Raw genomic sequence first — 11,844 nt, 5'->3', positions numbered from 1 at the left:
AAAATCAACGAGGATAAGCTCTGGAAAAACTCGTTCCAGCGTGAATTTCGAGGTGATAAAAATGGCATTCAAGCCATTGATCGGCGTTACTGCGTGCGTCAAAGAGATCGGCCTGCACCCCTACCACGTCAGCGGCGACAAGTACTTGCGTGCTGTCAGCGTCGCGGCCGAGGGCCTGCCCCTGATCATTCCTTCCCTGGCGGATCTGATCGATATCGACGATCTGCTGCGGCAAGTGGATGGGCTGCTGTTTACCGGCTCGCCGTCCAATGTCGACCCCTTCCATTACCAAGGCACTCCCAGCGAGCCGGGCACCGCCCATGACCCGCAGCGCGATGCCACCACCCTGCCCCTGCTGCGCGCGGCGATTGCCGCCGGCGTGCCGGTGCTCGGCATCTGCCGCGGCTTCCAGGAAATGAACGTGGCCTTCGGCGGCAGCCTGCACCAGAAGGTGCATGAACTGCCGGGCTACATGGACCACCGCGAAGCCGACGACCCACGCATCGAGGTGCAGTACGCCCCGGCGCACCCGGTGGCGATCCAGCCCGGCGGAGTGTTCGAAGCCATGGGCCTGGCCGGCGAGATCCAGGTCAACTCGATCCACAGCCAGGGCGTCGACCGCCTGGCCCCGGGCCTGCGGGTCGAGGCCGTGGCGCCGGACGGCTTGATCGAGGCGCTGTCGGTGGAACACAGCCAGGCCTTTGCCTTCGGCGTGCAATGGCACCCGGAATGGCAGGTGCTGTCGAACCCGGCCTACCTGCGGATCTTCCAGGCCTTTGGCGACGCCTGCCGGCAACGGGCCGCGCAACGGCGCTGAACCACCGGCCCCGGCCAGCCAGCACCCCAGACGATTCATCACGCCCTGCCCCGCGGCGAGCGCGCCTGTGCGCGCCCGACGTTCGGCGTGAGCAACACACGGCAAGACCACAACAACAAATAGCGTCAGGCCGCCAGGGAGGCAGCGCCGAATCAACCCGCCCCGGCGGGTTGGCAATCAACCTTTAAGCCCGGCCGAATTGGCCAGGCTGCTGACACCTGTTGGGAGTTTCACATGGCAAACGCCTCCAGCACTTACCGGAAGGCCCTCGAAGGCAACCCGAGCCCGCAAAAGGTCCTGGTGAAGATCGATCGCGTGACCAAGAAGTTCGATGAAACCGTGGCCGTGGACGATGTGTCCCTGGAGATCCACCAGGGCGAGATCTTCGCCCTGCTGGGCGGCTCCGGTTCCGGCAAGTCCACCCTGCTGCGCATGCTCGCCGGCTTCGAACGGCCCACCGAAGGCCGCATCCTGCTGGATGGCGTGGACATCACCGACATGCCGCCCTATGAGCGGCCGATCAACATGATGTTCCAGTCCTACGCCCTGTTTCCCCACATGACGGTGGCCCAGAACATTGCCTTTGGCCTCAAGCAGGATCGCCTGCCGGCCAGCGAGATCGATGCCCGGGTAGAAGAAATGCTGCGCCTGGTGCACATGACCCAGTACGCCAAGCGCAAGCCGCACCAGCTCTCCGGCGGCCAGCGCCAGCGCGTGGCCCTGGCCCGCTCCCTGGCCAAGCGCCCGAAACTGCTCTTGCTGGACGAACCCATGGGTGCCCTGGACAAGAAGCTGCGCTCGCAGATGCAACTGGAGCTGGTGGAGATCATCGAGCGGGTCGGGGTGACCTGCGTGATGGTGACCCACGACCAGGAAGAAGCCATGACCATGGCCCAGCGCATCGCCATCATGCACCTGGGCTGGATCGCCCAGACCGGCAGCCCAGTGGACATCTACGAAGCCCCTGTGAGCCGCCTGGTGTGCGAGTTCATCGGCAACGTCAATGCCTTCGACGGCACCGTCACCGAAGACCTGGAAGGCTACGCGATCATCCACAGCCCGGACCTGGAGCAGAAGATCTACGTCGGCCACGGCGTCAGCACCTCGGTGCAGGACAAGTCGGTGACCTACGCCATTCGCCCGGAAAAGATGCTGGTCACCACCCTCAAGCCCGAGGCGCGCTACAACTGGTCCAAGGGCAAGGTGCACGACATCGCCTACCTGGGCGGCCACTCGGTGTTCTACGTCGAGCTGCCTGGCGGCAAGATCGTCCAGTCGTTCATGGCCAACGCCGAGCGCCGTGGCGCGCGGCCAACCTGGGATGACGAAGTCTACGTCTGGTGGGAAGACGACAGCGGCGTGGTACTGCGCGCATGAGGACCTCGGCCATGACTCTCAATCAGCGTTTGACCCGTGTGCTGCCCAGCGGCCGCAAGCTGGTGATCGGCATTCCGTTCCTCTGGCTGTTCCTGTTCTTCATGCTGCCGTTCTTCCTGGTGATGAAGATCAGCTTCTCGGAAGCGGCCCTGGCGATCCCGCCCTACACCGAAATCTACAGCTACGCCGAGCAGAAATTCCAGCTGCTGCTGAACCTCGGCAACTACGCCATGCTGGCCGGTGACGAGCTGTACCTCTCGGCCTACCTGGGCTCGTTGAAGGTGGCGCTGCTCAGCACCCTGATGTGCCTGGCGGTGGGGTTCCCCATGGCCTACGCCATCTCCAAGACCGGCAAGGACGCGCAAAACGTGCTGTTGCTGCTGATCATGATGCCGACCTGGACCGCGATCCTGATCCGCGTCTACGCCTGGATGGGCATCCTCAGCAACAACGGCCTGCTCAATGCATTCCTGCTGTGGACCGGGCTGATCTCGCAGCCGATCGAAATCCTCAACACCAACACTGCCGTCTATATAGGCGTGGTCTACGCCTACCTGCCGTTCATGGTCCTGCCGCTGTACGCCAACCTGGTCAAGCACGACCAGAGCCTGCTGGAAGCGGCCTCGGACCTGGGTTCGAGCAACTTCAACAACTTCTGGAAGATCACCGTGCCCCTGGCCAAGAACGGCATCATCGCCGGCTGCATGCTGGTGTTCATCCCGGTGGTGGGCGAGTTCGTGATTCCGGAACTCTTGGGCGGCCCGGAAACCCTGATGATCGGCCGCGTGCTGTGGCAGGAATTCTTCAACAACCGTGACTGGCCGGTGGCCTCGGCCCTGGCGGTGGTGATGCTGGCGATCCTGATCATTCCGATCTTGTTGTTCAACCGCAGCCAGGCCAAAGAGATGGAGGCACGGGCATGAAGCGTTTCGAATTTTCCAAACTGATGCTGGTGCTGGGCCTGCTGTTCATCTACCTGCCGATGCTGATCCTGGTGATCTACTCGTTCAACGCCTCCAAACTGGTGACGGTGTGGGGCGGCTGGTCGATCAAGTGGTACGTCGGCCTGCTGGACAACCAGCAACTGATGGGCTCGGTGATGCGTTCCCTGGAAATCGCCTGCTACACCGCCATTGCCGCGGTGGCCCTGGGCACCCTGGCGGCCTTCGTGCTGACCCGGGTCACCCGCTTCAAGGGCCGCACCCTGTTCGGCGGCCTGGTCACCGCACCGCTGGTGATGCCGGAAGTGATCACCGGCCTGTCCTTGCTGCTGCTGTTCGTGGCCATGGCGCAGTTGATCGGCTGGCCCATGGAGCGCGGCATCGTCACCATCTGGATCGCCCACACCACATTCTGCGCTGCCTACGTAGCCGTGGTAGTCTCCGCGCGCCTGCGGGAGCTGGACCTGTCCATCGAAGAAGCGGCCATGGACCTGGGGGCGCGACCGTTCAAGGTGTTCTTCCTGATCACCATCCCGATGATCGCGCCGTCACTGGCAGCGGGCGGCATGATGTCCTTCGCCCTGTCCCTGGATGACCTGGTACTGGCCAGCTTCGTTTCCGGCCCGGGTTCCACCACCTTGCCGATGGAAGTGTTCTCGGCGGTGCGCCTGGGGGTCAAGCCGGAGATCAACGCCGTGGCCAGCCTGATTCTGCTGGCGGTGTCCCTGGTAACCTTCCTGGTCTGGTACTTTGGCCGCCGCGCCGAAGCCGCCCGCAAGCGGGCGATCCAGGAAGCCATGGAATTCACCGCCAACGAATCCTGGCAGCCACCGGCAGCGAAAAAACCCGAGGTACGAACACCTGCGACGGCCTAACCGCCTCTTCGCCAGCAAGCTGGCTCCTACGGATAACCCAAACCTGTAGGAGCCAGCTTGCTGGCGAAAAAGGCTCACCCCGAACCCTCGAGTTGCACACGCAGCAATCTGCACAATAAGAAATGGAGTTGTAGTGATGAAAATGCTTGGCAGGACTCTGCTCTCACTGTCCTTGATGGGCGCACTGGTGACCGGCGCTCAAGCCAACGACAAGGTGCTGCGCGTCTACAACTGGTCGGACTACATCGCCCCGGACACCCTGAAGAAATTCGAGGCCGAGACCGGTATCCACGTCACCTACGACGTCTTCGACAGCAACGAAACCCTGGAAGCGCGCCTGCTTACCGGCAAGTCCGGCTACGACATCGTGGTGCCGTCCAACAGCTTTCTGGCCAAGCAGATCAAGGCCGGGGTCTACCAGGAGCTGGACAAGTCCAAGCTGCCGAACTGGAAGAACCTCAACCCGGTGCTGCTGAAGAACGCCTCCGCCAGCGACCCCGACAACGCCCACGCGTTCCCTTATATGTGGGGCTCGATCGGCATTGGCTACAACCCGGACAAGGTCAAGGCCGTCTTGGGCGCGGACGCACCGACCAACTCCTGGGACCTGCTGTTCAAGCCGGAGAACGCCGAGAAGCTCAAGGCCTGCGGCATCAGCTTCCTCGACTCGCCGACCGAAATGCTGCCGGCGGCCCTGCACTACCTGGGCTACCCGGTAACCAGCAAGGACAAGGCGCAGATCCTCGAAGCCCAGGAGCTGTTCATGAAGATCCGCCCTTCGGTGACCTACTTCCATTCCTCCAAGTACATCTCGGACCTGGCCAACGGCAATATCTGCGTGGCCGTCGGCTACTCCGGCGACGTGCTGCAGGCCCGCTCCCGCGCCGAAGAGGCCGGCAACAAGGAGAAAGTCGCCTTCAGCATTCCCAAGGAAGGTGCCGGCAGCTTCTACGACATGATGGCGATTCCCAAGGACGCCACCAACGTCGACAACGCCTACCTGTTCATGAACTTCCTGATGCGCGCGGACATCATTGCCGAGGTCACCAACAGCCTGGGCTACAGCAACGCCAACGCGGCAGCCACGCCGCTGGTGGACGAGGCGATCCGCAACGACCCGGCGTCCTACCCGCCCCAGGACGTGCTGGCTAACCTGTACGCGGTGCCCGATCAGCCGATTGCCATCCAGCGGGTGATGAACCGCGGCTGGACCCGGATCAAGCTGGGCAAATGACACCCCGGCGCCCGCCTTCATGGCAGGCGCCCTCCCCCTCTTCCGTTCATGTCGCGCCTTACCACCGCGACACTTCTGCGAACGGCTTCACCCGGCTCCCTCGGTTGGGGTGAATCCTTGGCGCCTTCGGGCGCCTTTTTTGTCGGCGGCCGTCGTTCGCGGCAAGCGCCACATGGCAAGTTGCCATGGCTTTGGCTAGATTCAGCAAGCCCGATCCTGCCCCGCTCAACCACCCCGAACCGGTCCCTCGATATGCATGCAAGCTTGCGCGCGTTTTTGCTGACTACGGCCTTGTTCCCGCTACACGCCAGCGCCGCACCACCGGTACTGGCCCTGGTGCCCCTGCCGGCTGCCGCCCAGCCGGCCCCGGGCAGCCAGCACATCATCGGCAACCTGCCCCCGGCCACCTCCCAGCAGGGCCTGGGCCTGTGCTTCAGCCACAGCGCCGCGGCGGTGTTCAACTATTACCAGTGCCAGGCGGCGAAGGAGGATTGCACGCGGATCGACAAGAACCAGCTGGCGGCGCCCCTGGACATGGCGCGCTACGGCCGCAAGCCCACCGGGGATGTGGACAGCGTCGGCTCCTACGAGGACATCGACGAGGGCGGCGACCCGCTCTACACCCTGGAAACCGCCGCGCTGATGGTGGGGCACGCGGTGTCCCAAGCGTGCTTTTCCGAAGAGAAACTGTTCAAGGACCGCTTCGTACCCAGCGGCGCCATCACCGCTGAAGACATCAAGGCCCAACGCGCGGTGCTCAACGCACTGGACGATTTCTATCAGCAGCACCGGCTCAAGGCCCCTTGCACCGACTGCAGCGCCAGCGATGCCCAGGTGGCGCAGCTCAAGGCGATCTATGCCACCACCCGGGATGCCGGGGGTATCGGCCGGGCCTTGGGCCAACCGCACTTCGGCGGTTTCTTCGCGGCGATCATCATTCCCCCCGAATGCCGGCGCGCCAGCCGCCGGGCGTTCTTCGAATTCAAGGACAAGATGCAGATCCGCGCCCTGCCGGAGAACGCCCGGCAGCAGCACTTCGCCGGCCTGTACCAGGCTCTGACCCAGGCGCTCGACGCCGGCAACCCGGTGATCATCGCCAACGTCTGCCTGTACCGCGACGCCGGGCAGAAACAATGCCCGGCGCAGTACCAGCACAGCCTGGTGGCCTATGGTCATGCCCGCCTGTGCACACCCCAGGGCCAGTGCCAGGAAGGGCTCAAAGTGCTCAACAGCTGGGGCGAACAATGGCAGAGCCAGGAAGGCCAGCAATGGTTCGATGCCCGGCACCTGCTGGACAGCACCGGCTACGGCAAGCAGAGCATCGGCTGGCTGGAAATGCGCCCGCCAGCGCCGCAGAACTGAAGCGCCGCCTGGGACGAAAAAACCCTCTGCCGCGCCGCGCCCTGGGTCATAATCCGCCGTCGTCGATCATCAGGACCATCACCCGCACGGCCGCGAAAGCCTGCCGGCGCGGCCTGCCTTCAGGGAGCAGTACCGATGAAATCCACCGTTCAGCCTTGCCCGTTGCCCCATGACTCCAGCATCGCCGCCCTGGCCCCGGGGGCGACCTTCATCGACTGCCGCCGCACCCTGGCCGAGGACCCCGAGCGCAGCGCCATGCGCCACCTGCTGTGCCTGATGAGCCAGACCCCGGCCTGGATCGACCGCATGATGGGCCTGCGCAACCGCGTGGTGCAGCTGTTCGGCCTCAAGGACCTGGGCCCCCTGACCCGCATCGACCTGGCCCGGGCCGACGAGGACTACCAGCCCGGCGACCGGGTCGGCATCTTCACCCTGGTTTCCCAGCGCCCCGACGAGGTGCTGGTGGTGGACCGCGACAAGCACCTGGACGTGCACCTGTCGCTCAACCTCCAGCCACTGACCGCCGAGGGCAAGCGCCCGGTGGTGCTGTCCACCGTGGTCCACCCGCACAACCGCCTGGGGCGCCTGTACATGCTGCCGGTGGCGCCGTTCCACCGGATCATCGCGCCCATGACCCTGGCCACCATCAATCACCGCTGAGCCTCCCTTTCCAAGGATCTTGCCGTGCACACACCCGATTTCGATGTTGTCGTCGTGGGCCTGGGCGCCATGGGCGCCGCCACCCTCTATCAACTGGCCAAACGCGGCGTGAAGGTGGCGGGCATCGACCGCTTCGCCCCGCCCCATGACCAGGGCTCCAGCCATGGCGACACCCGCATCACCCGCCAGGCGGTGGGTGAAGGCGCGGCTTATGTACCCCTGGCGATCCGTTCGCAGCAGATCTGGCGCGAGCTGGAGGCCGAGCTGGATGTGCAGTTGTTCGAACAGTGCGGGGTGCTGGTGATGACCGCCAGCACCGACCCGCAGCGCCCGGCCGATGCCCGGGACTTCACCGACAACAGCATCGAGCTGGCCCGGCGCTATGGCATCGAGCACCAGGTGCTGGACGCCGCCGAGATCCGCCGGCGCTTCCCGCAGTTCGCGCCGCTGGACGACAGCGCCCGAGGCTATTTCGAACCCGGTGGCGGTTTTGTCCGCCCGGAACGCTGCATCGACGCGCAACTGACCCGGGCCCGGCAACTGGGGGCCACCCTGATCACCGGCCAGACGGTGCTAGAGCTCGAGTCCGGTGCCGAGGGGGTGGAGATCATCAGCGCCGGTTCGTCGATCAGCGCCCGGCGAGTCATCGTCAGCGCCGGCATGTGGTCGGCGCAGCTGCTGGGGGCGCCCTTCGACGCCCTGCTGCAGGTCTGTCGCCAGCAGTTGTACTGGTTCCGCCTCGATGAGCCGCACCACTACCCCGCCCGTTCGCCGAGTTTCATCCTGCACAGCGCCGACGACCTGGACACCTGCTACGGCTTCCCGCCGATTGCCGGGGAAGGCAGCGTGAAAATCGCCACCGAGCAGTACAGCACCAGCAGCCAGCCGGACAGCCTCGACCGGCAACCCAGTGCCGCCGATGCCCTGCACCTGTTCCGTGGACTGGTGGCGCCACATATGGCCGGGCTGGCGCCGGAGCTGGTGAAGGCCAGCGTCTGCGCCTACACCGTGACCCCGGACTCGGGCTTCATCATCGACCGCCACCCGCGCCTGGCCAACGTCACCGTGGTCAGCGCCTGTTCCGGCCATGGCTTCAAGCATTCGGCAGCGATTGGCGAAGCCCTGGCCCAGCAGCAGGTGGATGGCCACAGCGAAATCGACCTGGGGAGTTTTTCCTTGCAGCGCTTCAACTGACACTGACGGCTTGCTTATGGGGGGCGGTGATGAAAAAAATCCCCTGGCTGACGTTTTTCGCCGTTTATCTGCCGTTTTCAGCCTTGCCGGTTGCTCGAGTCTCTACGATTCTTTAGAAACCCTCAGGGCGGTGCATCGCCGCCCCACGCAGAACAACCGGAGCGCCCCATGAAGAGCGTCGCAGAACTGCTGAAACTCAAGGCCAAGCACAACCAGCAAGTGCACACCATCGCCCCGCACCAGATGGTCCTGGAGGCGCTGATGGTGATGGCCGAGAAAAACGTCGGCGCCCTGCCGGTCCTGGACAATGGCGTGGTGGTCGGGGTTATCAGCGAGCGCGACTACGCGCGCAAGCTGGTGCTCCACGGGCGGTCGTCGGTGGGCACCCCGGTCAGCGCCATCATGAGCTCGCCGGTGATCACCGTGGACTCCCACCAGAGCGTGGAGACCTGCATGAGCATCATGACCGACAGCCACCTGCGCCACCTGCCGGTGGTGGAGAACGGCCAGTTGCTGGGCTTGCTGTCCATCGGCGACCTGGTCAAGGAAGCCATTGCCGAACAGGCCGACCTGATCCGCCAGCTGGAGCAGTACATCCGCGGCGAATGAACCCCGCCCCTGCAGGAGCGGGCTGGTCAGCTGGCCGGCGAATAGGCCCGCGAGCCCGGCATCGCCTGGGCGAGCGCCTTCGCTGGCAAGCCAGCTCCTACAGCAGGCAGATAGACCGTGCAGATCCCCGTAGGAGCCGGCTTGCCGGCGAAGAGGCCCTTGAGTCCTGCACCGCCCTCGCGGGCGCCTTCGCTGGCAAGCCAGCTCCTACAGCAGTCAGATAGACCGTGCAGATCCCCGTAGGAGCCGGCTTGCCGGCGAAGAGGCCCTTGAGCCTTGCATCGCCTGGGCGGGCGCCTTCGCTGGCAAGCCAGCTCCTACAGCAGGCAGATAGACCGTGCAGCTCCCCGTAGGAGCCGGCTTGCCGGCGAAGAGGCCCTTGAGCCTTGCATCGCCTGGACGGGCGCCTTCGCTGGCAAGCCAGCTCCTACAGCAGTCAGATAGACCGTGCAGCTCCCTGTAGGAGCCGGCTTGCCGGCGAAGAGGCCCTTGAGCCTTGCATCGCCTGGACGGGCGCCTTCGCTGGCAAGACAGCTCCTACAGCAGGCAGATGGACCGTGCAGCTCCCTGTAGGAGCCGGCTTGCCGGCGAAGAGGCCCTTGAGCCTTGCATCGCCCTCGCGGACACCTCGCTGGCAAGACAGCATCTGCGATGCGCAGTTGGCATCTATTGGGGAAAGTGCACGCGCACTTCGAAGCCATCGTCGCGCCCAGCGGCTGGCGAGGCCAAGTGCATCTGGCCACCCACTCCATGGACGATGCTCTGGACAATCGCCAACCCCAGGCCGGAGCCGCTGGTCTCGCTGTTGCCACGCACGAAACGCTCGGTCAGGCGCTGCAGTACGGCCAAAGGTACCGGCGGCCCGCCATTGACCACCCGCAAACAACCGTCGGCGCTCAGGCTGATGTCCACCGCCTGCGCCGGATCACCGTACTTCAAGGCGTTCTCGATCAGGTTGCGCAGCAGGATGCCAAAGGCGTCCGGGTCGATGGCGGTGCAGACCCGGGCCGCCTCCGGCAGTTGCAAGCGCAGGCGCGAGGCAGCGCCGCGCTGCCATTCCTCTACGCCATGGGCCAGCAGCGGAATCAGATCCTCGGGGGTTTGCGACAGCAGCCCGCCACCCTCGGCCTTGGCCAGTTGCATGAGCTTTTCCGAAAGCCGGACCAGTTCCCGCAGGCCGTCCTCGATCTTCGTCGCCCGGACCTGCAACGGCCCCTGCGGGGCTGCCTGACGCAGGCGCTGGATCTGCGCCAGGGTCGCCGCCAGCGGGGTGCGCAGTTCATGGGCGCTGTTGGCGGTGAAGCTGCGCTCGGACTCCAGGGCCTTGCGCAGGCGCTCCAGCAGATGATTGACCGCCTCGGCCAAGGGATCGATTTCCGCCGGCAGGTGCGCCACCTTGATCGGTGACAGATCGCCCACCCCCCGGGATTCCACCGCCCGACGATAGGCCAGCACGCTGCGCAGGCTGATACGCACGAACAGCCAGGTGCCCAGCAGGCTGATGGGAATCAGCCCGAGCAAGGGCAGCAGCATGGCGAGCAACGCCTCCCGCGAGGCTTCGCGGCGATGGGCCAGGGGTTCGGCGATCTCGATGACAATCGAGCCGTACTCGACGCTGGCGCTGTACAGGCGGTATTGGCCGGTGGTGGTAAAGCCCGGGCTCGGCCGGTGGCTGAAGATTTTCAGCTTGGCGTCGTGGGAGCGCATCAGGATCCGTCCTTCGGCGTCGCGCACCACGTAGGTCAGGTATTCGCTGTCCATCTTCAGGGTTGCCACGTGCCGTGCCCGCCGCGGCCCGCGGCGGTTGCCGATCTCCAGCGCGGCCAGGGGCAGGATGCGCTGGGCGGTGGCTTCCAGGGCGCTGTCGAAGGTTTCGTCCAGCTCGTGCTGGACCACCAGCCAGGTGCCGGCGGTGGCTCCCAGCCAGAGCAGGGTCATGCCCAGCGTCAGGCCCAGGCTCAGGCGTTTGTGCAAGCTGATGGGACGCTTCATGCCGGCATCAGCCGGTAGCCCATGCCGCGCACGGTTTCAATCAGTTCGCGGCCCAGCTTCTTGCGCAGGCGGCTGACGTAGACCTCGATGGTGTTGCTCTCGATTTCCGCGCCGAACGCATACAGCCGCTCCTCCAGCTGGGGCTTGGAGAGCAAGGCGTTGGGGCGCTGGACAAAGGCCTCGAACACCGCCCACTCGCGGGCGGTCAGGTCGATGCTGCTGCCGCCGCGCTGCACGGTGCGGGCGCTCAGGTCCACGTGCAGCTCTCCGAGGCGGATCTGCGGGTTGGGGTTGCCGCTGTAGCGTCGGGCCACGGCGGCGACCCGCGCCGACAGCTCGAACAGGTCGAAGGGCTTGACCAGGTAGTCGTCGGCGCCGGCGTTGAGCCCGGCGATGCGTTCGGATATCTGGTCCTGGGCGGTGAGGATGATCACCGGCGTCGCATCCCCGGCGCTGCGGCGCTGGCGCAGGAACTCCAGACCACGGCCGTCGGGCAGCATCAGGTCCAGCAGGATCAGGTCGTAGGGCGTGCTGGCGACACTGGCCCGGGCCTGTTCCAGGCGCTGCACCCAATCCACGGCGTGACCATCGTCGGCAATCTGCTCGCGCACCGCGTCCCCCAGCCCTGCCGCATCCTCCACCAGTAACACCCGCATCGACGCTCTCCTCTGACCTGTGTGCTGCTGCACCTTAACCGCTGAACCTGACGGGAGCCTGAAGCACCAGCGGCCTGGGCAGGGTAACCAGAGCCAGGTCCTGGCGACGGGAGACAGATCAGCAAAA

11 protein-coding genes are annotated in these 11,844 nt (G+C 65.2%); 9 read left to right on the top strand and 2 right to left on the bottom strand.

All coding sequences use genetic code 11. The features are described 5' to 3' along the window. The first annotated feature begins 61 nt into the window (after window positions 1-61). The 9 genes from ACZ5BO_RS13935 to ACZ5BO_RS13895 all read left to right on the top strand — a co-directional run bounded on the left by ACZ5BO_RS13935 (window position 62) and on the right by ACZ5BO_RS13895 (window position 9,069). Window positions 62-817, top strand: a complete 756-nt coding sequence (locus ACZ5BO_RS13935) for a gamma-glutamyl-gamma-aminobutyrate hydrolase family protein (RefSeq protein ID WP_464700461.1) — start codon at window positions 62-64, stop codon at window positions 815-817. A 234-nt stretch (window positions 818-1,051) separates the two neighbouring features. Continuing rightward, window positions 1,052-2,194, top strand: coding sequence for a polyamine ABC transporter ATP-binding protein (gene potA / locus ACZ5BO_RS13930; protein ID WP_025132456.1), 1,143 nt, complete (start codon window positions 1,052-1,054; stop codon window positions 2,192-2,194). Window positions 2,195-2,235: 41 nt separating this feature from the next. Beyond that, window positions 2,236-3,117 (top strand): ABC transporter permease subunit, encoded by an 882-nt coding sequence (locus tag ACZ5BO_RS13925; RefSeq protein WP_177330344.1) that lies wholly within the window; start codon window positions 2,236-2,238, stop codon window positions 3,115-3,117. Beyond that, a complete protein-coding gene (locus ACZ5BO_RS13920; RefSeq protein WP_025132454.1) occupies window positions 3,114-4,010 on the top strand; it encodes an ABC transporter permease subunit in 897 nt (298 codons plus the stop codon). Before ACZ5BO_RS13925 ends, ACZ5BO_RS13920 begins: the two co-directional genes overlap by 4 nt. 136 nt (window positions 4,011-4,146) lie before the next feature. Next, a complete protein-coding gene (locus tag ACZ5BO_RS13915) occupies window positions 4,147-5,244 on the top strand; it encodes a polyamine ABC transporter substrate-binding protein (RefSeq protein WP_464700459.1) in 1,098 nt (365 codons plus the stop codon). Window positions 5,245-5,508: 264 nt separating this feature from the next. Beyond that, window positions 5,509-6,606: a hypothetical protein gene (locus ACZ5BO_RS13910; protein WP_464700457.1), complete on the top strand. Its 1,098-nt coding sequence runs from the start codon at window positions 5,509-5,511 to the stop codon at window positions 6,604-6,606. 135 nt (window positions 6,607-6,741) lie between these two features. Next, the gene (locus tag ACZ5BO_RS13905; protein WP_464700455.1) at window positions 6,742-7,266 is read left to right on the top strand and encodes a DUF2867 domain-containing protein; all 525 of its coding nucleotides are present in this window, start codon (window positions 6,742-6,744) and stop codon (window positions 7,264-7,266) included. Between the two features lie 24 nt (window positions 7,267-7,290). Next, entirely contained in the window at window positions 7,291-8,460 is a 1,170-nt protein-coding gene (gene solA / locus ACZ5BO_RS13900; protein WP_464700453.1) for an N-methyl-L-tryptophan oxidase, read from the top strand. Window positions 8,461-8,628: 168 nt separating this feature from the next. Continuing rightward, complete coding sequence (locus ACZ5BO_RS13895) at window positions 8,629-9,069, top strand: CBS domain-containing protein (RefSeq protein WP_025132449.1); 441 nt, start codon at window positions 8,629-8,631, stop codon at window positions 9,067-9,069. Between the two features lie 666 nt (window positions 9,070-9,735). Here the strand turns inward: ACZ5BO_RS13895 and ACZ5BO_RS13890 are convergent. Together ACZ5BO_RS13890 and ACZ5BO_RS13885 are read right to left on the bottom strand one after the other, a co-directional pair. Further along, window positions 9,736-11,061 (bottom strand): ATP-binding protein, encoded by a 1,326-nt coding sequence (locus ACZ5BO_RS13890; protein WP_464700450.1) that lies wholly within the window; start codon window positions 11,059-11,061, stop codon window positions 9,736-9,738. Beyond that, the gene (locus tag ACZ5BO_RS13885) at window positions 11,058-11,717 is read right to left on the bottom strand and encodes a response regulator transcription factor (RefSeq protein WP_464700448.1); all 660 of its coding nucleotides are present in this window, start codon (window positions 11,715-11,717) and stop codon (window positions 11,058-11,060) included. The genes ACZ5BO_RS13890 and ACZ5BO_RS13885 overlap by 4 nt, the downstream gene beginning before the upstream one ends. Between the last annotated feature and the right edge of the window lie 127 nt (window positions 11,718-11,844).

Source organism: Pseudomonas sp. FFPRI_1, from assembly GCF_055384485.1.
Note: the sequence above shows the minus strand (reverse complement) of the source record. Positions and strands in the feature narration are given on the sequence as shown.

Coding starts and splice junctions, on each gene's coding strand:
- ACZ5BO_RS13935 (WP_464700461.1), top strand. CDS start 62: ATGGCATTCAAGCCATTGATCGGCGTTACTGCGTGCGTCAAAGAGATC.
- potA (WP_025132456.1), top strand. CDS start 1,052: ATGGCAAACGCCTCCAGCACTTACCGGAAGGCCCTCGAAGGCAACCCG.
- ACZ5BO_RS13920 (WP_025132454.1), top strand. CDS start 3,114: ATGAAGCGTTTCGAATTTTCCAAACTGATGCTGGTGCTGGGCCTGCTG.
- ACZ5BO_RS13915 (WP_464700459.1), top strand. CDS start 4,147: ATGAAAATGCTTGGCAGGACTCTGCTCTCACTGTCCTTGATGGGCGCA.
- ACZ5BO_RS13905 (WP_464700455.1), top strand. CDS start 6,742: ATGAAATCCACCGTTCAGCCTTGCCCGTTGCCCCATGACTCCAGCATC.
- ACZ5BO_RS13895 (WP_025132449.1), top strand. CDS start 8,629: ATGAAGAGCGTCGCAGAACTGCTGAAACTCAAGGCCAAGCACAACCAG.
- ACZ5BO_RS13890 (WP_464700450.1), bottom strand. CDS start 11,061: ATGAAGCGTCCCATCAGCTTGCACAAACGCCTGAGCCTGGGCCTGACG.
- ACZ5BO_RS13885 (WP_464700448.1), bottom strand. CDS start 11,717: ATGCGGGTGTTACTGGTGGAGGATGCGGCAGGGCTGGGGGACGCGGTG.